The sequence below is a fragment of the Desulfitibacter sp. BRH_c19 genome, from assembly GCA_001515945.1.
Lineage (GTDB): Bacteria > Bacillota > DSM-16504 > Desulfitibacterales > Desulfitibacteraceae > Desulfitibacter.
The window spans coordinates 108,949-134,952 of sequence record LOER01000046.1 but is presented as its reverse complement, the minus strand read 5'-3'; the positions used below and the strand labels follow the sequence as shown (position 1 = coordinate 134,952).

At 34.5% G+C, this 26,004-nt stretch carries 27 protein-coding genes, 5 tRNA genes and 2 pseudogenes; 28 read left to right on the top strand and 6 right to left on the bottom strand.

The features are described 5' to 3' along the window. The first annotated feature begins 9 nt into the window (after nt 1-9). From APF76_09990 to APF76_09970, 5 genes are all read left to right on the top strand, one after another. Nucleotides 10-86, top strand: a tRNA-Asp gene (locus tag APF76_09990). Nucleotides 87-96: 10 nt separating this feature from the next. After that, nucleotides 97-172, top strand: a tRNA-Phe gene (locus tag APF76_09985). A gap of 7 nt (nt 173-179) precedes the next feature. Next, a tRNA-Gly gene (locus APF76_09980) sits at nt 180-254 on the top strand. A gap of 12 nt (nt 255-266) precedes the next feature. After that, nucleotides 267-340: transfer RNA gene (locus APF76_09975), tRNA-Cys, on the top strand. A 36-nt stretch (nt 341-376) separates the two neighbouring features. Further along, nucleotides 377-465: transfer RNA gene (locus APF76_09970), tRNA-Leu, on the top strand. A gap of 6 nt (nt 466-471) precedes the next feature. On the opposite strand, the gene APF76_09965 is transcribed toward APF76_09970, so the two are convergent. Then, a complete protein-coding gene (locus APF76_09965) occupies nt 472-1,185 on the bottom strand; it encodes a hypothetical protein (GenBank protein KUO48957.1) in 714 nt (237 codons plus the stop codon). Between the two features lie 611 nt (nt 1,186-1,796). Between APF76_09965 and APF76_09960 the strand changes: the two genes are divergently transcribed. From APF76_09960 to APF76_09950, 3 genes and pseudogenes are all read left to right on the top strand, one after another. After that, complete coding sequence (locus APF76_09960; GenBank protein ID KUO48956.1) at nt 1,797-2,105, top strand: hypothetical protein; 309 nt, start codon at nt 1,797-1,799, stop codon at nt 2,103-2,105. 34 nt (nt 2,106-2,139) lie between these two features. After that, nucleotides 2,140-2,417: pseudogene (locus tag APF76_09955) on the top strand (XRE family transcriptional regulator). A gap of 345 nt (nt 2,418-2,762) precedes the next feature. Next, nucleotides 2,763-3,041 (top strand): hypothetical protein, encoded by a 279-nt coding sequence (locus APF76_09950; GenBank protein KUO48955.1) that lies wholly within the window; start codon nt 2,763-2,765, stop codon nt 3,039-3,041. On the opposite strand, the gene APF76_09945 is transcribed toward APF76_09950, so the two are convergent. After that, nucleotides 3,038-3,409 carry a death-on-curing protein gene (locus tag APF76_09945; protein KUO48954.1) on the bottom strand — a complete coding sequence of 124 codons (372 nt, stop codon included), beginning with the start codon at nt 3,407-3,409 and terminating at the stop codon, nt 3,038-3,040. The genes APF76_09950 and APF76_09945 overlap by 4 nt on opposite strands. A 120-nt stretch (nt 3,410-3,529) precedes the next feature. On the opposite strand from APF76_09945, the gene APF76_09940 reads away from it, so the two are divergent. Together APF76_09940 and APF76_09935 are read left to right on the top strand one after the other, a co-directional pair. Then, nucleotides 3,530-3,724, top strand: coding sequence for a hypothetical protein (locus APF76_09940; protein ID KUO49095.1), 195 nt, complete (start codon nt 3,530-3,532; stop codon nt 3,722-3,724). Nucleotides 3,725-3,744: 20 nt separating this feature from the next. Next, on the top strand, nt 3,745-4,095 hold the full coding sequence (locus APF76_09935; protein KUO48953.1) for a pilus assembly protein HicB: 351 nt from the start codon (nt 3,745-3,747) through the stop codon (nt 4,093-4,095). A 115-nt stretch (nt 4,096-4,210) separates the two neighbouring features. On the opposite strand, the gene APF76_09930 is transcribed toward APF76_09935, so the two are convergent. Beyond that, nucleotides 4,211-4,627 carry an antitoxin HicB gene (locus tag APF76_09930; protein ID KUO48952.1) on the bottom strand — a complete coding sequence of 139 codons (417 nt, stop codon included), beginning with the start codon at nt 4,625-4,627 and terminating at the stop codon, nt 4,211-4,213. Between the two features lie 605 nt (nt 4,628-5,232). On the opposite strand from APF76_09930, the gene APF76_09925 reads away from it, so the two are divergent. The 4 genes from APF76_09925 to APF76_09910 all read left to right on the top strand — a co-directional run bounded on the left by APF76_09925 (nt 5,233) and on the right by APF76_09910 (nt 10,108). Further along, nucleotides 5,233-6,555 (top strand): hypothetical protein, encoded by a 1,323-nt coding sequence (locus APF76_09925; protein KUO48951.1) that lies wholly within the window; start codon nt 5,233-5,235, stop codon nt 6,553-6,555. Nucleotides 6,556-6,883: 328 nt separating this feature from the next. Further along, a complete protein-coding gene (locus tag APF76_09920) occupies nt 6,884-7,261 on the top strand; it encodes a hypothetical protein (protein ID KUO48950.1) in 378 nt (125 codons plus the stop codon). Nucleotides 7,262-8,194: 933 nt separating this feature from the next. Further along, entirely contained in the window at nt 8,195-8,809 is a 615-nt protein-coding gene (locus APF76_09915; GenBank protein KUO48949.1) for a GNAT family acetyltransferase, read from the top strand. 528 nt (nt 8,810-9,337) lie between these two features. Beyond that, entirely contained in the window at nt 9,338-10,108 is a 771-nt protein-coding gene (locus tag APF76_09910) for a hypothetical protein (GenBank protein KUO48948.1), read from the top strand. 85 nt (nt 10,109-10,193) lie between these two features. Here APF76_09910 and APF76_09905 read toward each other — a convergent pair. Then, nucleotides 10,194-10,571, bottom strand: a pseudogene (locus APF76_09905) (death-on-curing protein). Between the two features lie 394 nt (nt 10,572-10,965). Here APF76_09905 and APF76_09900 point away from each other — a divergent pair. The 4 genes from APF76_09900 (at nt 10,966) to APF76_09885 (ending at nt 14,733) form a co-directional block, all read left to right on the top strand. Continuing rightward, nucleotides 10,966-11,895, top strand: coding sequence for a phage tail protein (locus APF76_09900; GenBank protein KUO48947.1), 930 nt, complete (start codon nt 10,966-10,968; stop codon nt 11,893-11,895). A 110-nt stretch (nt 11,896-12,005) separates the two neighbouring features. Next, entirely contained in the window at nt 12,006-12,881 is an 876-nt protein-coding gene (locus APF76_09895; protein ID KUO49094.1) for a protease modulator HflC, read from the top strand. Between the two features lie 203 nt (nt 12,882-13,084). Next, nucleotides 13,085-14,086, top strand: coding sequence for a hypothetical protein (locus tag APF76_09890; GenBank protein KUO48946.1), 1,002 nt, complete (start codon nt 13,085-13,087; stop codon nt 14,084-14,086). Between the two features lie 221 nt (nt 14,087-14,307). Continuing rightward, the gene (locus tag APF76_09885) at nt 14,308-14,733 is read left to right on the top strand and encodes a hypothetical protein (protein ID KUO48945.1); all 426 of its coding nucleotides are present in this window, start codon (nt 14,308-14,310) and stop codon (nt 14,731-14,733) included. A gap of 124 nt (nt 14,734-14,857) precedes the next feature. On the opposite strand, the gene APF76_09880 is transcribed toward APF76_09885, so the two are convergent. Beyond that, on the bottom strand, nt 14,858-15,970 hold the full coding sequence (locus APF76_09880; GenBank protein ID KUO48944.1) for an aminopeptidase: 1,113 nt from the start codon (nt 15,968-15,970) through the stop codon (nt 14,858-14,860). A gap of 286 nt (nt 15,971-16,256) precedes the next feature. Between APF76_09880 and APF76_09875 the strand changes: the two genes are divergently transcribed. The 9 genes from APF76_09875 to APF76_09835 all read left to right on the top strand — a co-directional run bounded on the left by APF76_09875 (nt 16,257) and on the right by APF76_09835 (nt 24,006). After that, a complete protein-coding gene (locus APF76_09875; protein ID KUO48943.1) occupies nt 16,257-16,664 on the top strand; it encodes a hypothetical protein in 408 nt (135 codons plus the stop codon). Then, the gene (locus APF76_09870) at nt 16,664-17,713 is read left to right on the top strand and encodes a hypothetical protein (GenBank protein ID KUO48942.1); all 1,050 of its coding nucleotides are present in this window, start codon (nt 16,664-16,666) and stop codon (nt 17,711-17,713) included. The genes APF76_09875 and APF76_09870 overlap by 1 nt, the downstream gene beginning before the upstream one ends. A gap of 192 nt (nt 17,714-17,905) precedes the next feature. Continuing rightward, entirely contained in the window at nt 17,906-18,538 is a 633-nt protein-coding gene (locus tag APF76_09865) for a hypothetical protein (GenBank protein ID KUO48941.1), read from the top strand. A 124-nt stretch (nt 18,539-18,662) separates the two neighbouring features. Continuing rightward, nucleotides 18,663-19,178 (top strand): Crp/Fnr family transcriptional regulator, encoded by a 516-nt coding sequence (locus APF76_09860; protein KUO48940.1) that lies wholly within the window; start codon nt 18,663-18,665, stop codon nt 19,176-19,178. A gap of 187 nt (nt 19,179-19,365) precedes the next feature. Beyond that, entirely contained in the window at nt 19,366-21,162 is a 1,797-nt protein-coding gene (locus APF76_09855) for a hypothetical protein (protein KUO48939.1), read from the top strand. A gap of 23 nt (nt 21,163-21,185) precedes the next feature. After that, entirely contained in the window at nt 21,186-21,950 is a 765-nt protein-coding gene (locus APF76_09850) for a hypothetical protein (GenBank protein KUO48938.1), read from the top strand. After that, complete coding sequence (locus tag APF76_09845) at nt 21,950-23,020, top strand: hypothetical protein (protein KUO48937.1); 1,071 nt, start codon at nt 21,950-21,952, stop codon at nt 23,018-23,020. The genes APF76_09850 and APF76_09845 overlap by 1 nt, the downstream gene beginning before the upstream one ends. A gap of 117 nt (nt 23,021-23,137) precedes the next feature. After that, nucleotides 23,138-23,401, top strand: a complete 264-nt coding sequence (locus APF76_09840) for a hypothetical protein (protein KUO49093.1) — start codon at nt 23,138-23,140, stop codon at nt 23,399-23,401. A 128-nt stretch (nt 23,402-23,529) separates the two neighbouring features. Continuing rightward, nucleotides 23,530-24,006 carry an EBSC protein gene (locus tag APF76_09835; protein KUO48936.1) on the top strand — a complete coding sequence of 159 codons (477 nt, stop codon included), beginning with the start codon at nt 23,530-23,532 and terminating at the stop codon, nt 24,004-24,006. A 20-nt stretch (nt 24,007-24,026) separates the two neighbouring features. On the opposite strand, the gene APF76_09830 is transcribed toward APF76_09835, so the two are convergent. Then, nucleotides 24,027-24,881 carry a hypothetical protein gene (locus APF76_09830; GenBank protein KUO48935.1) on the bottom strand — a complete coding sequence of 285 codons (855 nt, stop codon included), beginning with the start codon at nt 24,879-24,881 and terminating at the stop codon, nt 24,027-24,029. A 110-nt stretch (nt 24,882-24,991) separates the two neighbouring features. On the opposite strand from APF76_09830, the gene APF76_09825 reads away from it, so the two are divergent. After that, nucleotides 24,992-25,879, top strand: coding sequence for a dihydrodipicolinate synthase family protein (locus tag APF76_09825; GenBank protein ID KUO48934.1), 888 nt, complete (start codon nt 24,992-24,994; stop codon nt 25,877-25,879). Nucleotides 25,880-26,004: the final 125 nt, after the last annotated feature.

Sequence of the window (26,004 nt, the reverse complement as noted above, 5' to 3'; positions counted from 1 at the left end):
GATTTAGGAGGAGCTGTGGTGTAGTGGTCTAACATGCCGGCCTGTCACGCCGGAGATCGCGGGTTCAACTCCCGTCAGCTCCGCCATTTATAATCTGCCTCGGTAGCTCAGTCGGTAGAGCAGAGGACTGAAAATCCTCGTGTCGGTGGTTCAATTCCGCCCCGAGGCACCATTTCCATGCGGGAGTAACTCAGTGGTAGAGTGCAACCTTGCCAAGGTTGAAGTCGAGGGTCCGAATCCCTTCTCCCGCTCCATTAAAATGAAATGGCGGCATAGCCAAGTGGTAAGGCAGAGGACTGCAAATCCTTCACCCCCAGTTCAAATCTGGGTGCCGCCTCCATTAAATACAACTCAACAGTAACAACAAATAGTTCTCGCCGGGGTGGCGGAACTGGCAGACGCACAGGACTTAAAATCCTGCGGTCCTTAACGACCGTACCGGTTCGATTCCGGTCCCCGGCACCACAAAAGTTAATGATACCAAGACTTACAGGTCTTGGTTTTTTGTTGTAAACTTTTAAGTGGTGTACCAAAAGGTAATCTGGGACAATTTGAGGACATATGAATATAAAAAGACATGGTAGCTTTGACAGCGTTAATGTCAAATAAAAAGATTAATCTTTGAAGTCTTTTAGGTTCTGCATCATCGTTTTCGACAAATGATGGGTTAGCTCGTTCATATAGAGAACTTCTATTGGGCAATTGCAGAACAACTAATTCAGCATCTAGTGCTTTGCTCATAATCTCATCTAACTTTTCTTGCTCTGGAAGGGGTTGAATTGAAGAACGGATGATGCCTTTTGTATCATCTATCCCCAAACCATAAGACATTTTATATTCAATACTTTCATTTGCTGGAATTACTGGGGAACCTGAATATCCAAAGTTGTATGGGTTAGGTATTAAATCACTATCATGTTCAATAAATAGATGAAGCGGCTTGCTTAAATGTCCTATCCGGGAGCTGCCTGTATTATCAATTGTAAATTGATAATACAATACTGTAGGAACTAAACGAACAGCATTTTCGCCTTTACCAATAATTTGTGAACCACTCACACCTTCATCAGTAATAATATCAACTGAAACATCTGTTAGTTTTAGGGTAGGTTCATTTGAACATGAAGCTAGCAGTAAAAATGTCAGGGGGAAATATAAAAGAATTGCTTTCAGTTTAATCTTCATCAACTCCTTTTACGCTACTTACTTTAAGTATGAAGGTATAATGTCAAATATTCAAGATTATTCCAAGGGAATTTTAAAATGTGGAAATATCCACGAATAGTAAAACAAATAAAATTACGGAGGTAATCTCTCCTTAAATATTTTCATTAAGACCCCCTAAAATTAAAGATATCTTTTAAAATATACCAGGTATATCCTCCATGATGACCTGGTTGCCGAGAGAACTGCGTCTGAATTAGGGTTTCTTTTTTTTTACCTCTGCATTAGTGGATTTCATTATAGGACTCCTCAGAAAAAAATTAAGAGAGAATACTCTCTCTTAAGCTTCTTATATCTTAAAATTATTTGGATGAATATGTAATAAATACTTTTATAATTTGTTAGTGCTATAAAGGAGTATTAGAAATATATGTAGAATTATCCATCTTATTGGAAATGGTTAGAAAAGGTATTAATTCTCAACTAAATCTCTAATAAACAAGAGGTGAATCTAAAACGATAGACCCTCAATTAAACAGCTTATAAAACGGGAAAAAAATGAAACAGATTACAGAGAACGTTGAAAATATAAAGACTTATAAAAAGCGGTTACAGTACAGGCTATCGATTTAATGGAGTTAGTTCAAGAATTACCTGGAGACATTGATAATGAAAAGTACCTAATGGGGGTTGATATTATGGATGATAGTGTCTTAAAGATTGTCTTTGCCGTATGTTTGGCAGGGTTAGTTTTTCTGATATTTAGAGAGGTTTTATGCTGGTATTGGAAGCTCAATGAAATAGTACATTTATTAACAGAAATTAATAACAAGCTAGGTTCGGATGAGCCGTTAGATGGAAACAAAACATGGAAAACGATGGACTACTATAAGCAGCTTGAGAAAGATGTAGTGCAAAACAAAGAAGGTCAGCCTTTGTAACTACTGCAGAGATAGTATACAAGGAGTGAATGATATGGCTGCAGGAACAAGAAAATGGAAGGATATATATAAAAATATTGATGCGTTGACACAAGAAGACAGAAATGAAATAGATCTTAAGGTTAAAATTGTAGGTGAAATATTAGAAGCTCGTAAGGGTAAGGGTCTTACCCAAAAGAGCTCGAGGCCATAAGCGGTATAAAACAGACTTTTATTCCAAGACTCGAGAATAATCGTATGGATCCACAGCTTACCACTATTCTAAAATTACTACACCCACTAGGTATGATATTGTCAGTTGTTCCCATGTAAGCTCAGCACAAAAGTACTCACGAATAGTATGAAATCGTTCTTTTTTAATACCTCAGCACTATTCAAATATATCACAAAGAAATAGGGTAAAGACTTTAGATTTCTAATTGTTTTCACTAATGGCCGCTTCGATAAAAAACAGATGCGTTCTATAGTATAGATTCTAAAGAAAGAACTAGGAAGGAAGTGAGTTCAATGGGATTGGGCGAAAGTATCATTCAGGGTCTAAGTGAAGCAATTGAATTTGAAAAAGGAAATTTAAAGGTCAGAAGGCAGGTAGTAAAGACTATTGCTGTGCCAACTTATAAGGCTGCAAAAAAATAAAAAATTAGAGCTAAGACGGGCTTGAGCCAATCACTTTTTTCATCTGTTCTAGGGGTTTCGGTAAAAACTGTAGAGGCATGGGAAAGTGGCAGAAATATTCCTAGAGGAACAGCACAAAGAATGCTTGCACTTATAGACAAAGAACCAGAAATTATTAGGAAGCATATTATAAATAGAAAAATCTCTTTGGGAGTTTATTTTATAGCATCTTTGGCCATTTCTATAGCATCGGCTAAGTCTTTACCACAGGTAATGCAACCAGGTAAATCTGGCAAAAATGAGGTGTTACCCAGATACTAATTACTTAGAAGTGATGATGTGTTATTTTCAAGCCAAGTTACTAGCTCTTCCTTGGTTAAGTTGCCAGAGGATAATTTAATCATCATTTTGTAAATATCCTTTTCAGAAGCAACAATTTCATAACTGTTTCTTTGTAAAAAGGCATCCATAGCAACAAGTGCAATCCTTTTATTACCATCTATGAAAGGGTGGTTATTGCACAAGTCATATCCATATGCAGCAGCCATCTTCATTAATGTATCGTGAAAATACTTACCATCAAAGGTGGCCTTAGGTTGTTCCAACGCAGAATCAAGCAACTTATGATCTCTAATACCATGGGAACCACTATAATTGATTATTAACTGCTCATGATAAAGAAAAATGATTTTTTTATCCTACAAATTGAAAATGTAGAGGTTAAATATTTTGACTACATGATACCATATATGATACTATGTTTGTGAGGAGGTGAACTTGAGGTGGGAGTGGAAAGTATTGTTGAAAAAATGAAAAGACAGCCTAACGGGGTTAAATATAATGAAGCTGCTAAAGTGCTAAAAGAATATGGCTATGAGCTAGTTAGAAAAAAAGGTTCTCATAGGCACTTTAGGAATGATGAGGGTGATCTGATAACTATATTAGAAGAAAAACCTTTAAAGGCTGTCTATGTAAAAGACATTATTAGAAGAATAGAAAAATAGGAACTCCCATCCTAGAAATCATGAAAAAAGATATTAAACACTATATGAGTTTACCGTATAATTATATAATACAGCCTATTACTGATGAAAGCGGCAGTTATTATTATGGTAGGGTATTAGAGCTAGACGGGTGCCATAGTACAGCTGAAACATTTAATGAAGCATATAAAAATTTACTTGAAGCAATGGAAGGCTGGTTGGAGGTAAAATTAGAGTATAAAGATCCAATACCTGAACCTGTAGTGGATGAAGGATATAGTGGAAAGTTTGTAGTTAGATTACCTAAAAGCCTGCACAGAAAGTTGGCTATTGAAGCAGAAAAAGAAGGAATTTCTTTAAATCAATATGCAATGTATAAATTGAGCAAATAGACTTGTAATTTATCTAAGTATTTATTTCCAAGGGTTTTATGCATTACCCAAAACCCTTGGAAATAGAGGTTTTTTAGAGGAAGTAAGTTCAATAAGGTTTTCAGTAGCTTCCGATTTACGGCTGCTTTTTGAAAGTGCGGGGACGGTCAATGTTAAGTTGCCTTTTTAGTGCTGTTTGCAAGGTTTGTGAGAAGTTAATGCCAGCTTTTTCGGCTTTAGAATTTAGCCAGTTAGGAATGGTAAGAGTTTTCTTTACAGCTCGATTATCATTTTGACGCCGGTATTTTTCAGTATCAGCAACAACAAGATTAATAAATTTTGGATTATCTACAGTTAATTCTTTAGATGGAGCTGGAATATTTTCCTTATTATCTTCAGCATCACATAACCACATAGCTATAGCATCTTCAGCCATTTCTATAGCATCGGCTAAGTCTTTACCACAGGTAATGCAACCAGGTAAATCTGGTACACGAACATCATAGTCACCTGTTGCTAGAGGTGTAAATATAGCAGGGTAAACGTATTTCATAGTATTATTAACCACCTTTCATGCTGTAATAATTATTTTTGTATTTTATATAGTTCCCAAAACAGGGCTCATTTCAGCCCCGCTATTTCTAGGATTCCTTTTGCTGTGTATTCATTGATTTCTTTGTGTCTTGGGAGGGGAATTTTTATTCCTGGCTTACTAGGATGCTTAGCCATATCATGTCTTTTACCGGGTGTTATTTCCCATCCAGCTGCCTTTAGTTTTCTATCAATATCTCGTCTTTTTACTATCCCTCACCCCTTGAGTAAATTATAATACGTGTCAATACGTGCGTCAATAATCTAATAAGGTTAAGTTAGAACTGTATATAACAGCTATAATAGTGGGGACAATTTGGGCACAAACTTATAGAAAAGCACAAAAAACACTCTAATTTAGTCCAAAAGCCTAACCCTAAAACTTTTATTAAATATTTAGGAGAGGATTTAAGCCATGATTGGTAATAAGTATCTAGAGATTGGACAAGTCTCTTTGTATGAGTTTACCGTATAATTACATAATACAGCCTATTACTGATGAAAGTGGCAGTTATTATTATGGTAGGGTATTGATCACTATATTGTGAAAAGTGGAAAATAAAACAAATGAATCGGATGGGGGTAATTACTATTTGCGCAGAAGAATTTCAATATGATTCTCAAGATGAGGAAAAATATATTATCAGTCGCTTGGCAAGCAGGCAAGAGGGAAATATAATAGAAAATCTGGATTTAGCTGAGGCTGTGAGACAGTCAATTGATGCTGCAGGAGAATTTTTAGAAATCATGGATAATAGTAACCAAGTAGGATATAGCACCGATGATGAAATGGAATATATAATAAAGAAAACCGGGTTAAATAGCTCATTTGTAGAATTGTTGATCTGGTATAAAATGTGTTATGAAATGGAATTAGATATGTATCAATATGTAGGTGAGAGCTGCCTTGAATGCGGTGGAAGCCAATTATTCGAGAAAGAAATTCCTATGGAAGATTATGGAACCAAGATTGTCTGTAGAGAATGTGGAACAGAAATGGTAATAGACGAAACAGATGAATTAGAAAAAATGGAACAATTCGAGGAAAAAAGGTCGAAGGAATTAGCAGTATTATATGATGAGAATCTAGCTCTTATAAGGGATTTTGACACATTTGTTAAGTTCGTAGATTCGAATAACCCATTATTATCAAAAAAGAAACAAGAGCTAGGCAAAAAAGAAGCATTTACCCTTAATTCCTTATTAAATTTTAAACGAGAAGTGGATGCCCCTAACTACCGGCAGGAACAATACTACTGTCTACATTTACTTTTTCAACTATCTCTTGCTGGAGGATTATACAGGAAGGTTATCGACGAATCCGAAAAAATGTACTTGCAGCGGACTGAGCTGCTTGACAGTTTTGAGCAGTTAAATGCGTATGAAAAATACGTATTTCTACTTGAAACATACTGGTGTAAGTATGATTTTGCCAATATATTTTCACATTCTTTACCTTATGACGTGTACTTATTACGCAACTTCCTCATAACAATTGCTCAATCAGAACCGGGAAAAAGAATTGAAAATAATCCAGAAGTTAAAGATAAGTATATTGATAGATGTTTTTCAAACTATTTTGAAATTATTCTCCATCTCTCTTATTTTGGAATGTGTACTTTTGAATTTGTTAAAGAAGCAACAAATAGGTATGAGGATAGAATTAGAGCATTTACTCCCACAAAATTTGGTCAAAAAATAAGTTACATACTAATTACGGAAGGGATGGAGTATTTCAAGCACGCGAAATACTTTCATAACTTAAATCATACCCTTACAAAGAAAGAAAATGAACCAACAAATACATTAACATTTTATCAAATCATTTCAGAAATATTTCCATATGGAGCTGTTATAAAAACAGTATTAGATACACTAAAGAAAAAGTAAAAGGTTCATATGTGCTCCGGAGCAGTATCCATGGTATGAATAAATAGTAGCTTTTCTACCATACTATTGGCTTTCGCATATTTGTTTGTTAATAAAACAGTTACAATAGAAAAGTCCTAGGAGAAGAACAAAATAATGATAAAATATAATTAAGTTATGAATTGTTGTGCATACGATTTCCAGTCCTAGGATGGGTTTTTGAAATAAGTATCACTCATAAAAAATCCAGTTTATGGTATAATTCAGTTATAGAATCATTTAAATGGCGGTATCAACTTGAGCGAGAGACAAATAAATTTCATTAAATATTTAGGAGAGGATTTAGGATATGATTGGAAATAAGTACCTACAAGCATTCTATGAATATCCAGATGAAGATACAAGCTTGAACCAATTGTTAGAATTTTTAAAATCAAAAGACAAGAAGTTTTTGGACAGCTTATATGAGCCAGTAGATATAAATGCATGTAATGATAATGAAATAATATTTTTAACTAAAATATCAGCATTAATAGATTATCATTTACAACTTCATGGATTTGAAGTTCCTAATTGGCTTAGAGATGAGAAACTAAGGTTTGAAAAGCCCTATTATCATTCTAAAAGAATAAGTGATTTTGATAAAGTTAAATTGCTCTACACTAATCCTGCGCCTTTTAGAGCAAGAAATGTTTATTTTGAATTAGAAGGAATAAAAAGAGTTTAACAAAATAAATTTCCAAGAAAAGGCAGCAGAATTATCTGGAGAAACTCTTGCTGATTTTATTGAAACCTTGCGAGAACAAAACATACCATGGATGGAATATACAGATGAACATAAGAAACAAGATGATAAGGTAACTAAGAAGATGCTGAAAGAAATGAGCATCTAAAAATGTAAAAATCAGGCAAAGTTGTTTGTAATTCAAGCCCTATAATTGGCCTATCTATACTAGATTCTATTGATTTATTATGGAAAATGTTTGATGAGGTTTTTGTAACGAAGCTGTGTATAAAGAGGTTGTTAGTCATGGGAAAATTATACTGGTTCTACTGAACTGAGCAAGGCTGTTAAAGATGGAAATATTAGAATCTATTCTGTTAAAGATACAATAATTGGGACCTCTTCGAAGTCACATCCCGTTAGTTATCCATTTAAGTGACTATATAATGATGTTGTAATGGAATAAAAGGATGAGAAAATAAAACCAAGCACGTTGGAATTGAAAGAATAGTATTTTTTATTAAAGGAACATTTAAAGGAATGTAGAATAAATTAAACCAACAACAAATATGTTTATTTATAGGGTTATAGGATAAAATATAAGTACAATTTTTTAAACACAAAAATAATATTGGTTTCTGATGTGAATCTAGACCTTTACATTAATTGACTATACGATATAATAAAGTAAGAAATAATTTAATGGCAACAAAAAACTAGAATTTTTGTGATATTTATTTCTGTGAAGGTGGGGAAACTCGTGGCTACTAAAAGTTTTATAACTGAATTTAAATTTTCTTCAAGGTCAGGACTCAAACTACTTAAGGCTATAGAAGGTTCAAAAAAAGTAGATGGTAAAATTAATCAAAGGACACAAAATGTAACTGATAAAAAGGATATTAATAAGATTATAGATTCTTTTTTAGGAGATAATTAATGGCATTGGAAATAATCTCATTAACAGATTTAATAACAACGGACAGAGAGGAGGACATAAAAAAACTCCTCTTTTCCTTTTGTACTTTAAAAGCTGAAAATAACGAGGGCGCAGAAGATGTTGAGTATTTTTTACATGAAAAAGCCATACAGTTTGAGAAAATGGATTTATCAAGAACATATTTAGTAATGTCTACTTACCAAAGCAAACATTATCTGGGTGGTTATTTCTCGATTTCTCCAAGACCATTAATAATATCCCGTAGGTATTTTCAAAAATTATCTAAAAATCTTCAAAAGCGACTTATGGGAGTTGGGCACAAGACTAATCAAGCATCCTATGAGATTAAAGGATTTCTTCTTGGCCAATTAGGAAAAAATTATAGTGAAGTGGCAACTAAGGCAAATAATGTTACTGGAGATGATTTACTGAAATTGGTATATCAAAAAATTCAGGAAGCTCAACGAATTGTGGGAGGACGAATTTTATATTTAGAATGCGAAGATAATTTAAAGGTAAAAGAATTTTATAAGAGAAATGGTTTCAGAGAACTGGATAAATTCAAATCCCCTAATGGTCTGTGTTTAATGGTTAAGAAAATTGAGCATATCTAAGAATAATACTAACCCGGAGTTAATTTTGGGTGCTAGGTGAAATTTAGTATTGCTCCATGGGCTTTATGCACTTGCTACATAAAACCCATAGAAGTAGTTGTACAATAGCGTAAATTTAATACTGTTATAACTAAGTAGACTTTAGTTTACTTGATAGCCTTATTATTTCACACCAATACCGGTCCCCGGTACCACTTACACAACACTTTCAGAGATTTAGGATAGTTGCTAAAAAGCAGCTATTTTTTTGTTGCAAATATGGTGTGAATGTCAATGAATTTGAATTTATTTGGTGCAATAAGGAAGTTTTTAAAGAAAGTGATGGTCTTTTATTATTTAATTTTGGGGGAACCAGCGAGATATATGTGTAAATAAAGCTAGGGTTTAGAAATAGGACTTTTATGTTACGTGTAGAATAAGATGATATAGTTATAAGCATTCCAGGAGTAAAAACTATAGTTGAGACTAAAGATGAAATTGAGAATAAAGTAATTAATAAGGTGACTAATACAAAAAAGAGGTGCGGCAGTGATTATAATTAAAAATACCGATAAGCTTGCAGGAGTTAGTATAAGTGGGGACAATTATGACTTAGATAAGTTAGTAAACGCATTATATACTATTACCATTGATGAATTTACACAAAAACATGCAAAACATATTAGAATATCAACTCGGGTATTAGGTCTTTGCTATGATGTTAGACACGCTTTGCAGGGTGATAGAGAGGTTGAACTAGTAGATAATGGAATGGATGAGGACAAAATGAAGTTCCACTCAATGATTACTCCTAAGAATAATGTGTATTACAAGTGTAATTATCTTTACCCAGAGATGTTTTTTATTATGCTTGCATTAAATGAACTTGTTAAAATAAGAATTAAAGAGCTTTCCAAATCAAAAAGTTATTTTACTGATGCATTTGATAAGAATACTATCTGGGACGACACTATAGCAACAATCAGGTCATTTCAAGGGGAATTTATGAAGTGTGTCAAAGAATTACTTACTGACAATTCATTTGCACGATGGTTAAAGCTTATGAATAATGACTATATTTATATAGAAGAAATTGCAGGGCAATATGTTGACTTGTTAAATATCAAATATATTGCTATGGATAAGGAAAAACGACTAAAAAATCTTAACAAAATAGCCAAAAGAATTGCAGAGTTTAGTAATGATAGTGATCATAATGAAATAAAGGAAGTTGTGGTAAAGGCAGCAAAAGAGTATGGCTGTTGTGAGGGAGATATACATATTCAGGGTATGGAATATCCTGAGGATATTACTTGGTAGTATTTGGAGTGACTAGGTTTTCTATGATGTTTTTTGTGGAATAATTCATAGTAAAAAAATGAAACCTGGGTGTTCCCCCCAGATACTAATTACTTAGAAGTGATGATGTGTTATTTTCAAGCCAAGTTACTAGCTCTTCCTTGGTTAAGTTGCCAGAGGATAATTTCATCATCATTTTGTAAGTATCCTTTTCAGAAGCAACAATTTCATAACTGTTTCTTTGTAAAAAGACATCCATAGCAACAAGTGCAATCCTTTTATTACCATCTATAAATGGGTGGTTATTGCATAAGTGATATCCATATGCAGCAGCCATCTTCATTAATGTATCATGTAAATACTTACCACCAAAGGTGACCTTAGGTTGTTCCAACTGGTGTCCCATTAATCATTTTTGATAAACTCTTTTCTACGTTGTAGCTGTATAGCCTATTATAGCATTAGTGAGGAATATATTTATCATAGCCACATTACAGATACCTCTTTGTATTAATTCTTTGTCTTTAATTAATACTGCTGTATTAAAGTCACTTAGTTTTATCATAATCACGATAAACAGTTCCATAAAGCCCCTTCCCTATGGACCTCATTTCTATTATATAGTTATTCAGAGTAATTTGTTTCACATTTATCTCTCCTGGCTTAAATATTGTTCATTATTTCAAGGACAAAAACAAATACGCAAGTAATATTTTCATAAAATCCTTCTAATTCTAGAATATTTGGGCTAAAAACAAAGTATCTCATGGTATCTATATATACTTGTGTAATTTTCAAGTATAATGAAGTTTATGCATTCCTATACAAGGTCATTGTTATATGTATGCTATAAATCTATGAAAGGGAGGGAGATTATCATGAATAATAAGAAAATTATAGGAAGCTTTTTAGGAATTGTGCTCATTGGTATACTTGCTTTGAGTGTAGCAACTGCCTGGTTTACTGTCGATCAATCCGAACAAGCAATTGTAGTTACTTTAGGAAAACCAGATCCAACGATCGTTCCAGCTGGATTGCATTTTAAAGCGCCGTTCCCCATTCAACAAGTAAAAAAATTGTCAAGAGAAACGTTTAGTCTAACCTTTGGTTACGAGGAGTCGGAGGGTGAATCTACCGTAAATGAGCAGGATGCAAAAATGGTAACAGGAGATGAAAATATCATTCTTGCTGATTTAGAGGTGCAATGGAGAATTACCGATCCTGTAGCTTTTCTATATAATACAGAAGACCCATATAGCATCTTATACAATGCAACTTCAGCTTCCTTACGGGGAACTATTGGTAGTTCTAGTGTGGATGATGCTCTAACGGATGGAAGAAGTGAAATTATGAATGATGTAAGGGACTTACTTGCTACTAAGGTAGAACTTTATAATCTTGGTATAACCATCGTTAATGTAAATTTACAGGACGTTGATTTGCCTAATGAAGAGGTTAGCCTAGCATTTCGCAAAGTAACAGACGCTAGAGAACAACGTAACACTAAGATTAACCAAGCCAACAGGTACCGAAATGAAAACTTAAATGTAGCCAAAGGTGAGAGCGAGGCAATGATTAGTCGTGCAGAAGGTCAACGTATAGCTAGAATTGAAGGTGCTCGTGGAGACGTAGCAAAATTTAATGCCATTTACGCAGAATACGGTAGCAATAAGCAGATTACTCGCCAACGTTTGATCCTAGAGGTAATGGATGAGATCATGCCAAATGCAAAAATATACATTATGAATGAAGGATCAGATACCGTCAAATACCTTCCACTCGAAACCGTTAGAGGGGGTAACCAATAATGTCAGAACTCAAAAAAATAATTGATCAGTTAATTCCATTAACCAAAGGTAGCTCTAAGTTCAAAACGGTAAATAGTAATAGTGAGCAACCGCCCGATCAACAACCAAGTATAAAAAAATACAATTTAGCTCTTATTACCATTACTGCAGTTATCTTTTTATCAGTAGTTGTCATAAGTAATTTATATATCGTCAAGCCTAATGAATACAAAGTTGTTCGCCAATTCGGAGAGGTTGTTAAGGTCATAGAAGAGCCCGGACTTAATTACAAGCTGCCAGTTATTCAAAGTGTAACAACATTACCAAAACATTTACTGATTTACGATGTAACTCCAGCAGAAATCAATACATTTGATAAAAAGAGGATTATGGTTGACCATTATGCTATTTGGAAAATTACTAATCCTCAGGAAATGATTGAGAGTTTACGCTCAGTACTTGCAGCTGAAGGACGTTTAGGAGATATAATATACTCTAATATCAGAACAGAACTAGGCCGCTTAAATTATGATGAGATTATAAACGAAGAGAAGTCCTCTAGAGGGGATATTAATGAGTTAGTTCTTAGTGAAGTTAATGAAATTCTGGCTACAAATTTGAATGGCATAGAAGTTGTCGACCTTCACATGAAGCGTACTGACTTACCTGCAAGCAATGAGCAGGCTGTTTTTAATAGGATGGTATCCGAACGTGAAAGTACGGCTCAGGAATATTTATCCCAAGGGGATGCAGAAGCAAATATTATTCGTGCCCAAACAGATCGAGAAGCACAAGAGATGCTAGCCAAAGCGAATGCTGAAGCAAAGATTATCATTGCTGATGGTGACGGAGAAGCTGCCCGCATATATAATGAGGCATATGGTCAAGATCCTGAATTTTTCTCTATGTATCGTACCCTAGAGTCTTATCGTACGACGTTAGAAAATGAGCCAGTAATTATTATACCAATCGATTCTCCTTATGCTAAATATTTAATGGGTGAATAAACCAACACCAAAAACACCTCTGCTGAAATCATATGTCTGAGATATGATTCGGGAGGTGTTTTTTTGCTTTACGTAAGGCATCTCTAAATTTAGGGAAACCGTGGTGTAGGGTCTTTTTGTTAACAAAAAAGGAGGAAGGTTATCTTTCATCGAATGTATTATAAAGGAATAATTCAATATGACAAAAAAATATAGGAGTTAATATGAAAAAACTTATTTTAATAGACGGCTCTAGTATCCTCTCAACAGGCTTCTATGGAAATGCCCCAATTCAATACCTAGCAGCCAAAACTGAAGAAGACAGGCAAAAGGGAGCAGAAAAATTACTACAAACAACAGATGGTATCTACACTAATGCCATATTCACAATGACAAAATCAATTCTGAGTTTGATCAAGAACCAAAAACCTACCCATATTGCGGTATCTTGGGATGTTTCTAGAGACACATTCCGAAGAAAGATATATAAGGATTATAAAGGGACTAGGGCTGAAACACCCAAGGAATTAAAGCAGCAGTTTGGTACTATGCAGGAATTGCTAGATGCTATGGGAATTGCTCAGTTTGCCTTCAAAGAATATGAAGCAGATGATATTATCGGTACTTTAGCTACTAAATTTGGGGAGAATATACCTACATGTATCCTCACTAAAGATTGCGATGCTCTTCAACTGGTAGATGAAAATACTAGACTATGGTTAATTACTGAAAAAGCAGGTAAAATGTATAAGGAAGTAATATGCGACATGGATACTGAATTCACAGAGCAATTACCAAATAACGTATTTGAGTTTACACCTGACTATGTAAGGTATTTTTATGGCTTAGCCCCTAACCAGATTACTGATAAGAAGGCTCTTGAAGGAGACAAGTCAGATAACATACCAGGAGTGGCGGGAATAGGCGAAAAAGGGGCTGTGGCACTTCTACAAGAATACACAACTATTGAAAATCTTTATGAATCAATAGTATGCGAAAAAGACTTTATGGACCATCTTAAAGATATAGGAATAAAACGTATTCCTGTAAAAAAGCTTATAAATGGGAAAGAAAGTGCTTTTATGAGTAAGCAACTAGCTAAAATTAATTGTTTTATTAAAGAATTAGAAAATGTAAAACTTGAAGACTTTAATATCAATATTAATACACAAAGGACATTAGAGTATTTTAAAAAGCTTGAATTTAAGTCAATTAAAATAGCTTGAAGACAATAACATTATAAATACAATAATACTACATTTGATCCAAAATACTCCATATGGGTTAAGACCCCCACTTCACCATAAGGAAAGGTGACACACCTGTGAGTAGAACCAGGAATGTCCCCAATTTGTCTAAATCAGGTGGAGTAGAGTCTCCATCTGATTCCCCGATGTTCAGCTTTGGCTGAACGAGTTCGCTAAATGATAAGGAAAGAGGTGTGAAGGTGATAGAGAAAGGTAAGCTAGAGTTAAAAAAATTTACTTTGACTGATGAAGATTATTATGCTATTGAAATAGCCATGAATGTCGCCCGTGGCTTATTAAAGCTTCCAGACATCACACCGGAGCAGATTATTGGTATAGGGTATGCACTATATGCTCTGGAACAACTACCTATGGTAACTGAAGGTGCAGATTGTGAATTTGGGATAGAATATAGGGCTGGAGGTGGAGAAGATAAGGAATATATAAGATTTGGAGTGTCTGAATCATATCTTGATATCTCCATTGCTGGTAGTGGTTGGAGAGTTGAAATTGGGGGTTCTAGAAATGTGGAGTGTGATCTTGCTGAGATAGAGGAGTCTATAGAAGAATACCTGAACATTGGAGCAGAGATTGTTGTCCATAATGAATCTAGTATACATATTTAGCAGTAGAGTTTTTGACAACTCTTTCAGTTGATGATATCTAGAGATCTGGAGGAAGGGTAATCTACTAGGACATTTAAGTTGTGTAGCAATTTGGTCCAAGGAATTTATCCTTGGACCAATTTATTTAAGATTTTAGATTGGCAGGATTTAAGCGTTTAAGATCTTCTATTACAAATAAACCATCTTTTCTAATTAAGGTATTATCAAAATATATTTCTCCTCCGCCGAACTTGGGTGTTTGAATGTTTACTAAATCCCAGTGAATTGCAGAACTGTTTCCATTGCTGGCTTCTTTATAACATTTGCCTGGCGTAAGATGAAAGCTTCCTGCAATTTTTTCATCAAACAAAGTATCATTCATAGGTGATAATATATACGGATTTACTCCTATTGCAAATTCTCCAAAATATCTAGCACCTCCATCTGTGTTTAATAGCTCATTTATCTTTGGAGTATCATTTGCAGATGCTTCAATGATTTTCCCATCTTTTACTTTAAAGGAGATATTTTCATATGTAAAACCTTGATGGTTGGAGGGGCAGTTAAACTTAATATAACCGTTTACACTATCTTTGACTGGGGCAGTATAAACTTCTCCATCAGGAATATTTCTTTTACCATCGCACTTAATAACTGGAATTTCCTTAATTGAAAAGGATATATCTGTATCTTTACCAACTATTCTTACCTTATCGGTCCTTGTCATTAAATCAAGAAGAGTATCCATAGACTTGCTCATTTTGGCATAATCCATAGTGCAAACATCATAGTAAAAAGTCTCAAAATCTTCCAGGCTCATTTTAGCTTGCAGAGCCATAGAACTAGTAGGATATCTTAGAACAACCCATTTGGTATTATTAACTCTTTCTTTTAACACAGTTTCTGAAAAAATTCTGTTATAGTTTTGCATTATTTCTTCTGGTAAACCGCTTAATTCATAAGGGTTTAACCCTGCCCCAATACCCACAAAGGCATCCATTTTTTGCATTCGAGGTAGTTCAAATTCTGCCATTTGTTTAAGTTGCTCTAAGTTGGCATTTTTAAAAATTTCTCTGGTAATTATTGGGTTTCCTTGCTGGACAAAGGGATTTGCCCCTACTTCATATGCTTGTCTGATTAACTCTTTGACAAGTGGTAGAGCACTTTCTCCGTTAAATGTGATGAGTATGTTCTCTGTTGGTTTTATTTCGCAAGAGTAATTAATTAGGTTACTCGCAAGATCTGCTGTTTTGCTCATGAATTTTTCCTCCCATATAAAAAAGATTAGTTATTATGTAAGCTCTTATAGGTTTTTATTCTATGAATTATATATATATATAATTCATAAACTTAGCAATATTAGTTATATGAAATAAAAACTAGTTTAGCTTTCCACATAATAAATAGCATTTCCTATAAGTTTCTATTAAAGAAAATAAAATCCTTTTAATCGTACCCGAGATTTAGTTCTTTTGTTAAAAAGGTCGAAATGTTCTACTGGTTACTGTATAATTGTGAACTATATAGAAATGGATGGTGATAGAATGCAGGAGACAAATACTCAAGTACCCCAGAGACCTATAAAAAAGTCTAAGGTTTCAAAAATCATTTTGATTGGAGCAATATTATCTATTTGGATAGGCTTAATATTTGCTGGGTATATATTTATTGACAGCAAAATTGAAGAAACTCGACAAAGTGTTTTGATTGAATTAGATAGGTCTGTTACAGAAGTGATGGAGACAAATGCCTTAAATATAAAACTAATAGAAGACAAAGTTACAATAATTTCCGATGAGCTTGTTGAGTTATCATCTTTGCTTGAAGAAACAGATGAGAATATAGCTCTTCAAAACTATTTTAGGGAAGCAATAAATGAGAAGATGGATGAATTGAATATTCAGTTACAAAACCTTGAAGAAAGTCTTGAGATGATAAAGGAGTCAAAATGATGAAAAGGCTTTTGTTATTACTAATAATAGTTGTGGCTCCATTTATCGGTACAGTTATGGGTTTTGCATTATCTGATGTAATTGAAGTAGAATTTGATACTCATAGCATGCTAATAGATACAAAGAATCTAGAAGCCCAAGTAGATATTGTGCAAGAGGAGGTAGTTAATCTTAAAGGTGGTTTAGGATTTATCCAGACTACTTTAGAAGAACAAGCACGTCAGTACGAACAGCAGCAAAGAATTCTACAGGAATTAATCTTAAAAAGCCAGGAACAAACAAATGTTAGTGAAGAGGTCTACGAGAATCAAATCTTAAAGAGGCTAGGCAATCCTATTGATAAGACTAATAGTGAAAAGGCAGAAGTTATCATTTTTGAAATTGAAGGTGAAGGATTTAGAGGATATGCGGCAAAGGTAAAAGTCTTTGATACGAAAGCTATAGATGTTATTCTAGCCAATGATATTTATGGAAGTGCAGAGACAACTGTAGAAGCTGCTAAAAGAACAGACGCTATTTTAGCAGTTAATGGAGGTGGTTTCTTTTGGACTAGCCAAGAAGCCATATCACTTGGAAATACAGTAATAGACGGAAAACTAGTTAATAGTTTTACACCAAGCCATGAAGATCTGTTTTTTGCAGGCTTTGATTGGGAAGGCAACCTTGTAGGGGATATAGTCTTAGATGAGGAAGATCTGTGGGGCATGGATCCTAAAAGTGGTTTAAGCTTTGTTCCAATGCTAATACGGGATAGACTCCCACTAAATATCCCTGGCAAATGGAAAAACCAGAGGCACCCGAGAACTGTATTAGGTCAGTATGCCAACGGTGATTTATTGTTTATGGTTATTGATGGGCGTCAAAGAGGTTGGAGTAGTGGAATTAGTTTGGAGCAATTACAAATTAAGTTGATGCAGTTAGGTGCTGTTGATGCATATAATCTAGATGGGGGAGGTTCTAGTACCTTTGTTTATAATGGAGAGCTGCTAAATAAACCCTCTGATGGTTTTCCCCGGCCAGTAACGACTAACATAGTGGTATTACCCTGAAATTCAATTAAATCATATGCATTTTTTTGAGATGTAAAGTTAAGCAAATTGACCACTACTTTCTTTAGAAAACTATCTATAGTATAATCTAGCTAACACATAACAGAAAGTCAGCATGACAACCCAGAGGAAATACTTATTAACTGTGAAGTTGAAAAAGATGAACTATCTAAAGAAAGAAGGTAGTATGTTATGACCATAAAGATTGTTATTTCCGATGATCACGAGGTCGTTAGATTGGGCTTGAAGTCTTTGTTGCAAGAAATTGAGCAACTAGAAGTAGTTGGAGAGGCTAAGGATGGCATGGAGACAATTGAGATGGTTTCAGAAATGAAACCAGATATGGTATTGATGGATATAAGAATGCCTAAAATGAACGGAATTGAGGCTTGCAAAGAAATTAAGAGAAACTATCCAAATACTAAGGTCATTATATTGACTTCGTATAGTACTGATGAAGAGATTAGAAAAGCTATCTTGGTTGGAGCAGACGCATATCTTATGAAGGAGACTGGTAGCAATAATTTAGTTAACACTATATTTGAAGTCTATTCTGGAAGGTATGTGCTTGATCATGAAATTACTAGGAAGGTAATAGAACATGTTAGAAAAATAGAATCAAACCTAGACGAAGAAATATTAACTCCTCAGGAGTTTCAGATTTTAGCTCTAGTTGCAAAAGGAATGACAAATAGGGAAATAGCTAAGACCATTAATTTAACGGAAAAAACTATCAGAAACTATGTAAGTATCATGTTAAATAAATTGGGTTTAAAAAATCGTACAGAAGCCACATCATATGCTATTAGAAATAAACTAGTATAATAATTATAGCAATTGGGACATTTGCAATATTATAAATGTCCCAATTTTATTTGGACATAAAACAATTATATCTTATTTAAATGAGTGCCATAATGAATTAAACATAAATTAAGGGGGTTTTACCATGATCGTACAATGGTTGCGTACTAGTGTTTATTCAAGTGGTGTTCTTTTATTAGTTAGACTTTATTTAGGATATACTTGGATTACATCTGGTTGGGGAAAAATTACTTCTGAAGAAAGTTTTAGTGCAATGGGTTTATTAGGAAGGGCTGTTGAAAATCCATCGGTACAAGGCTGGTGGTTGAGCTTTTTAAACGGTTTTGCCATACCTAATGTGGGACTATTCAATGTGATGGTACCCTGGGGAGAGTTTTTTGTTGGCTTAGGTTTAATTCTTGGAACATTTACAACTTTTTCAGCTCTTATGGGTATTACTATGAATTTTGCTTTTATGTTCAGCGGGAGTACTGGAGTCAATCCACAAATGGTATTACTAACTGTATTTGTTATAGCTGCAGGTAGTAATGCGGGTAGATTTGGAATTGACAATTACTTGCTACCATATGTCCAGAAATTTATGCCTAATTTAAAGGTGAATGAGGATAAAAGACCACAAGTTTCCGGCTCCAAACTTTAAGATATATTTTATAGATAAGTGACAGGTATTCAATACTTGTCACTTATTTTTATTTGTACATTAAAATTTTTTATGTATTATATGATAATAGATAGAAAACCTAATTATGCTAACTGTGAAGAGTAGATTTTCTATTTATCTAGATGCTGAATGCTGAGGATAATAATTAAAATGGGGTTGGATGTCTATGACAGAGCTTATTATGACAATACCACAGGAAATTACAGAAAATGAGACTGTTCTAAGCACAGGAAATCATTATATTGCCTTGCCGGAAATAGATATTGCAACAGGTGGGATTAAAAGTTTTAATGTAACCTCTAAAAGAAACAAAGGTTTGTTAGAGATATCTGGAGTAAATAATTTTCTTAAGCCTGAATTTCATCTTAAAGGGAAAAAAGTCTTCCCCCAGAAGGTTAACGCGGAAAGACTCCATTACTATCTACCTCACATCACCTTTGAATTTGACAATTTTTCAGTACAAACCAAAATTTATACGGATTTGCAGGAAAAAGGGTTTGTATATGAGTTTACAAGCACCACAAATATTGATGTCCGCCTAAAAGTTCAAGTTGACCAACTAAATATCTTACGGTTTAATCGTCAGATACTCCGTGGTGAAAAAAGATTGTCTGTTGATAAATGGCTTCACAACCCGTGCCTGGCGATTGAAGGTTATAATGTTTACATGGGAATGGCTTTTGGAGGGGAAAAAGGCTTTAATGCTGACTTTTCTCAGGATAGTTTAGATCAAGCCATTGATGCCCACAAACCGCTAAGATTTACGCTTGATTTAAGACTTGAAACTCAAAAACCTAATGCCTACTATATTGCTCTTAATGCGGATACTGATGGGGCTAGCACCACCCTTATTCATTTAAAACGAAAAGGATTTAAACATATTTTCTCTGAATGGGAACATTGGATGGGATATAGAATTAAACAGATTGCCAATAAAAGAATTGAAAGGCTTTTTTATGAGAATAGTCTTTTTAATTACTTTTTTAGCGTTAGCAAGGATTTCTATACAGATGAATTGGTGGCCATGACATCAAGAAGTCCCAGATATTATGTATCAGGAGCTTTTTGGGAAAGGGACAGTTTCTATTGGTCATTTCCTGCTATTAAATGTATTGACCCTGCATTTCATCTGAAACTGATGAGGGAAATGATATTGCTTCATTGTATTAACCCTGGTGACCATGCCCATTATATAGATGGAACAGTACTATACCCAGGCTTTGAGCTTGATGAAGCTTGTAGTTACTTTAATGATTTGGATTTCCCTTTATCTTTTTTTGACGCTGAGATACTAAGTGCTTTTAGCCGTATTATTGAAAGGATAGAAAAAGAATTTGATGAAGGAATGGGTTTGTATAAAACCTTCCTATTGCCTTCCGATGACCCAACTGAGCATCCATTTGTACTTTTTGATAATGTGTTATTATGGAGAGGATATAAAAACTTAGTACAGTTATACAGAAAACTACAAAAGGGCACATTACTTTTAGAGACAAGGATTTCAGTTCTAGAGGAAAATTTTTCTAAATTCATTAAGGTTATTGATGGAAAATCTATTTATGTCTGGGCTATTGATACAGAGAATCGCTATGTACTATACAATGATCCTCCAGGAAATCTAGGATCGCTAGTTTTCTATGGAATACCCAATGATGAGGTTTTTGCAAATACAATAGCTTACTACTACAGCAATAATTACAAGTATTATGATTCTACTGCACGGTTTAAAGAATTGGCATGTGATCACCACCCGAATACCCCTTCTGGCCTGGGATTATGCGGTAGTCTGCTCAATCCATTATACAAAGAAGAAGCATTGGAAATGGCATTAGAAGCTAACCTTGACCATGGACTGCTGTGTGAAAGCTTTGATAAAAATACAGGAGAAGCTAAAACAGGAGTCGGTTTTGGTACAGGAGCTGGATACCTAGCACTAGCCTTATATGAGAGTTTTATTAAATAGAAAAAAGTGTAGGGGATGAAATAATGGCAAATGTAGCTACTTTTCAACTAACCTATCATCCGCATAATACTCAGGAAGAGTACGATACTTTTATCCAAGAGAATTGCTCATTCTACAAGATTGATTTACTAGTCTGCCCCCCAAACTGTGATAGATACTTTAATAGTTTTGAAGATTACCTTTCATATCATAAATCCCTGGCCAAAAGACATTTCTGTATGATTGCACCAGGATTTTTTTATAAAGACCAACATCATACAGCTTTACTTATATCACCAAATGGAGATATAATTCATCAACAGCAGCAAGCCCATCTTTCTCGCTGGGAATTAAGGCAAGGTTTAAAAAGAGGTACTACTCTAGAAACTATAGATACTCCTATAGGTAGGATTGGCTTTATAATAGGTACCGACTGCTTTTACCCGCAAATAGGGAGAATTCTTGGTTTGCAGGGGATAGATATAGCTATAGCTTTTTATCAACAGCCTGCTCCATATAATTCATGGCTGCAGATGTCAGGTGTGTGGCAGCAGGTCCAACATAATCAATTTTTCGCTGTAGAGGCTGGCTTTAATGGTACTTTGGGTCAGGAGCATTTTGCGGCCGAAAGCATAATACACCAACCATTAGGAGAAAATGGAGACGGATGTTCTCAAAAATTAAAAACAAACCAGAACGGATTCATAAAGTGCATTTTGGACCAAAATACCCTTGAAAGTATAAAACAAAAATTTCCTATTTATAAATACCTGAACCGTACTTTATATCAAAGAGTGTGGGGTAAATGATGAGTATTATAAAAAAAGTGAAAAAGATAGGAATACAAACTATACTTAAGCGACTCTATAGCCCTAGGCCCCTTGAACAACATATTCAAAAGGATATGAAGAGTAAAAAGCAAAAGGTTGAAGCATTTATTGATAAAGAGTTGACCTTTGATAAGGATAAAATAATAGCTGCCGCGATTCAAGTAAATCTGCAGTTACATAAATCCACAATAGAATACTATGAACACATGAAGCTTTTGACTGAAAAAGCAGTAAACAAAGGAGCACAATTAATTACATTCCCGGAAAATATTCATTTTCTGCTGCTTGGAATAATTCCTATGTTTGAAAAGCAATTAAATAAGGAGAAGAGTTTTATTAAACAAGGCTCCTCTAATGAAATGAGAGAACAATTTTTCCTGTTAGGTCCGTATATAGAAAAAATATTTGATTTGACATTTAGTACACTAGCTAGAAAGTATCAGGTATACATTATGGCTGGAAGTATTACGGTTCCTGTAGGAAACCAAATATCTAATATTGCTTATTTATATGATCCTTCAGGTAAGTGCCTGGGAACTCAAAGAAAGCTCCATGCAACTCCTCTTGAAGAAGGATTTGGTTTAGATGTAGGAAATGAGTTGAATGTGATTTCTTTGCCCTTTGGAAAGATTGCTTTTCCTGTATGTATGGATGCCACATATTTTGAAACCTTTTATTTGGCCAGAGAGCAAGGGGCTGATATTGTAGTGATTCCAATTGCAAACAATGAAGAATATGATTTTTATAAGGCATTTAGAGGAACATGGCACCGGGTACAGGAAGCAAGGGTATTCGGAATAAAATCCGCTTTGGTAGGAAAAATGGGGGATTTAGTTTTTACTGGTAAGTCAGGAATTTTTGCACCCATTGATTTGACACCACAAAAAGATGGGGTAATTCAGGAAGCGCAAACTTATGACAAGGAAGAGATTGTTGTTGGCGAGGTCGACCTGGCTACTCTGAGAACTTATAGAGAAGAGGACCCATTATTGTCAGATTCAAATCAAGAGCTTTATGACAAATATTTATCACTTTATAATCCCCTATGATAGTTTACCTAAGTAATCATAGGGGATTCTTTATTATAGCAAAAATGGTTTGACAGTAGTGTTACTGTTGGTCACAATGTATTAGTGGGGAGGGGTGATATTTTGGAAAATTGGAAATTGTATTTTTTGGGATTTCTATTGTTATTAAACATAAGTAGTTACATAACCATTTGGTATGACAAAAGAAAATCCATCAAAGGACGTTGGAGAATCCCGGAAAAAAGATTATTTATTTTAGCGGTTATAGGCGGTGCATTAGGCGTCTATTTAGGCATGAAAGCTTTTCGGCATAAGACATTGCACTTAACTTTTAAATATGGTATACCATTTTTAATAATTATAAATCTATTTGTTATTGGAATTATTTTTTATAGATTATAATCACTTTTTTATAGTGAGTGAATAATAAAGTTTAGAAGTAACCCCCATAGAAACAGCTTAGTTGGAGAGTTTCGCTATAAATGATATAATCATTTGGAAAAAAGTTTCAATGAAAGGACTAGTATACAATGGCCATTGAAAGGGTGCGCGAATACTTTAAGAAGTGGGGTAGAGATAAAGATGTTTTAGAATTTGAAGTATCTAGTGCTACAGTTGAACTAGCAGCTAAAGCATTAGCTGTTGAGCCAGCCAGAATTGCCAAGACGCTTACCTTTAAGGATGGTGATGGAGCTATCTTAATTGTTGCTGCAGGCGATACAAAAATAGATAATAGTAAATTCAAGGTTGAATTCGCTTGTAAAGCAAAGATGCTAAATCCTGAAGAAGTTTTTGAGTATACAGGACATGCAGTTGGCGGGGTTTGCCCCTTTGGGTTAAAGAATATTATGCCTGTTTTTCTTGATATATCGCTAAAAAGGTTTGAAACTGTTTTTCCTGCTTGTGGTAGTAGCAATTCGGCTATTGAACTTACCTGCTCAGAACTTGAAAAGTTTTCAATGACTAAAAACTGGGTTGATGTATGCAAAGGCTGGGGTGAGAACTAATGAACACTACCTGGGCCAGTTTACAAACCAAAAACCCTGATTGCATTTTCGTAAAATACTTTTCTATGAAATTTTGCTGGCATTAATTTTTTTACATAAGAGATATAAGGTTTAAGCTGTACCAAAGGCCAATCAGAACCAAACATAAACTTGGAGTAATCTCCTACATAAGCTAGGCCAGTTTTGATATGGTTAGTTAGGAGCAGGCTTGCTCTGGCTTTAGATATTTCTTTTTTACTACCTATTGTTAAACCAGATAAATCTGCGTAAACGTTAGGATTATTTGAGATAACCATTGCAGCATCCACTACCCACGGGTTACCAAAATGAGCTATAACGAATTTTACATCCCGATGCTGCATTGCAATCTTATTGACTTCAATGGGATGGGAATAGCCTAGGTGACCCTTTTCACAGAAAGTGTCACCACAATGAATGACTACTGGTAGCTTATGTTTTTTTGCCAATTGGTATATTTGTTGATAATTCGAGTCAGTAAGATCATATGGATAATACCCAGGATATACTTTTAAACCTATCACTTTACTGTTTTTATCTTTAATACTTAGGTCAATATTTTTTAGTTCCTTTTCATCATTATCATATTTGATTTTTACTGGATTAATGCCAAGGCAGCTATGTAATTGGCTTGGTGGTGTTTCTAAGTCCAAATTCATTGGATTAGGAGAATCTGCATCGGGAAATTTTCCAGGAGTGGTTTCTGTTACACCCATTCCAATGCATCTAATTATGTTACATTGTTCTAATTCATCCTCTAAACCAACTCGTGAGTACTTGACATTAGAAACTTCCTGAGCTGTTTTTGCAAACAGTTGTATGGCAGAAAAATGAATATGACAATCGATAATCTCCATAAATTTATACCTCTTTTTTAGTAAACAGATTATAATTAGGTTAACCTGATTATGAGCATAGTATAAGTGGTAGTTTAATTATAAATTAGAGAAGTGAGGAGGAGAGATTTATGCTTAAAGGAATATATACACCAATAGTTACACCTTTTAATGCTGATGAAAAAATTGACTTTCATGGAATCGAGCATAATCTAGATAAGTGGGGGAAAACAGAGCTTGATGGGATAGTGGTTCTAGGATCAAATGGTGAAAATGTACACTTAACCTATCATGAAAAACTAGAAATAGTAGAGTTTACTTTAAAACATTTTAACCGTGATAAAAAAGTAATAGCTGGTACTGGTTGTGAGTCTACAAAAGAGACATTGGAACTAAGCAATAGAGTAGCAGATCTAGGGGTAGATGCTGCGTTAGTGCTTCCCCCACATTATTATAGAAATGGGATGAAAGAGGATATACTGTATCAGCATTATGTTGATATTGCAGATAAATGCGCTATTCCCGTAATGATTTACAATATGCCAGCAAATACCGGAATCAATTTATCAGCCAAGCTAGTAAGTAGCTTGTCACATCACCCAAATATTATAGGTATCAAAGACACATCAGGGAATATTGTGCAATTGGCAGAGCTTAACAGAGATTGTGAAAAAAGCTTTACCGTCTTTGCTGGAAATGCAGGATACCTTTTACCTGCACTTTCTGTTGGGGCAAGGGGAGCTACTTTAGCACTTGCAAATATACTGCCTGATGATTGTTGCAGACTTGTTTCTTTATTTAAACAAGGGAATTTAGATGAAGCTAAAAACTTGCAACTTAAAATGCTAGACGTTAATTATACAGTTACAGGAAGGTTTGGAGTCCCTGCATTAAAGGTTGCCCTTGATCTATTGGGTTACAAGGGTGGGTATCCAAGGAGACCTTTGAGGCCCCTAGGTGATACAGAAAAAATAGCTGTTAAAGAAATACTTATAAAATATGGAGCACTATCAGAATAGTTAGCATTTAATCCTGCACAAAATTTAACCCAGGAAATATTGCTTCAACCTGGTAGCACCGCTGGCAGGTTGAAGTCAAATAATTCTTTGGTGGTATAGTTACTAAGGTTGTTTTTTTTTGCTCA

Excerpts from the sequence above, each read along its gene's own strand:
- APF76_09965 (KUO48957.1), bottom strand. The coding sequence starts at position 1,185 with ATGAAGATTAAACTGAAAGCAATTCTTTTATATTTCCCCCTGACATTT.
- APF76_09960 (KUO48956.1), top strand. The coding sequence starts at position 1,797 with ATGGAGTTAGTTCAAGAATTACCTGGAGACATTGATAATGAAAAGTAC.
- APF76_09940 (KUO49095.1), top strand. The coding sequence starts at position 3,530 with ATGAAAAGACAGCCTAACGGGGTTAAATATAATGAAGCTGCTAAAGTG.
- APF76_09935 (KUO48953.1), top strand. The coding sequence starts at position 3,745 with ATGAAAAAAGATATTAAACACTATATGAGTTTACCGTATAATTATATA.
- APF76_09930 (KUO48952.1), bottom strand. The coding sequence starts at position 4,627 with ATGAAATACGTTTACCCTGCTATATTTACACCTCTAGCAACAGGTGAC.
- APF76_09925 (KUO48951.1), top strand. The coding sequence starts at position 5,233 with ATGAATCGGATGGGGGTAATTACTATTTGCGCAGAAGAATTTCAATAT.
- APF76_09920 (KUO48950.1), top strand. The coding sequence starts at position 6,884 with ATGATTGGAAATAAGTACCTACAAGCATTCTATGAATATCCAGATGAA.
- APF76_09915 (KUO48949.1), top strand. The coding sequence starts at position 8,195 with ATGGCATTGGAAATAATCTCATTAACAGATTTAATAACAACGGACAGA.
- APF76_09900 (KUO48947.1), top strand. The coding sequence starts at position 10,966 with ATGAATAATAAGAAAATTATAGGAAGCTTTTTAGGAATTGTGCTCATT.
- APF76_09890 (KUO48946.1), top strand. The coding sequence starts at position 13,085 with ATGAAAAAACTTATTTTAATAGACGGCTCTAGTATCCTCTCAACAGGC.
- APF76_09880 (KUO48944.1), bottom strand. The coding sequence starts at position 15,970 with ATGAGCAAAACAGCAGATCTTGCGAGTAACCTAATTAATTACTCTTGC.
- APF76_09875 (KUO48943.1), top strand. The coding sequence starts at position 16,257 with ATGCAGGAGACAAATACTCAAGTACCCCAGAGACCTATAAAAAAGTCT.
- APF76_09870 (KUO48942.1), top strand. The coding sequence starts at position 16,664 with ATGAAAAGGCTTTTGTTATTACTAATAATAGTTGTGGCTCCATTTATC.
- APF76_09865 (KUO48941.1), top strand. The coding sequence starts at position 17,906 with ATGACCATAAAGATTGTTATTTCCGATGATCACGAGGTCGTTAGATTG.
- APF76_09860 (KUO48940.1), top strand. The coding sequence starts at position 18,663 with ATGATCGTACAATGGTTGCGTACTAGTGTTTATTCAAGTGGTGTTCTT.
- APF76_09855 (KUO48939.1), top strand. The coding sequence starts at position 19,366 with ATGACAGAGCTTATTATGACAATACCACAGGAAATTACAGAAAATGAG.
- APF76_09850 (KUO48938.1), top strand. The coding sequence starts at position 21,186 with ATGGCAAATGTAGCTACTTTTCAACTAACCTATCATCCGCATAATACT.
- APF76_09845 (KUO48937.1), top strand. The coding sequence starts at position 21,950 with ATGAGTATTATAAAAAAAGTGAAAAAGATAGGAATACAAACTATACTT.
- APF76_09835 (KUO48936.1), top strand. The coding sequence starts at position 23,530 with ATGGCCATTGAAAGGGTGCGCGAATACTTTAAGAAGTGGGGTAGAGAT.
- APF76_09830 (KUO48935.1), bottom strand. The coding sequence starts at position 24,881 with ATGGAGATTATCGATTGTCATATTCATTTTTCTGCCATACAACTGTTT.
- APF76_09825 (KUO48934.1), top strand. The coding sequence starts at position 24,992 with ATGCTTAAAGGAATATATACACCAATAGTTACACCTTTTAATGCTGAT.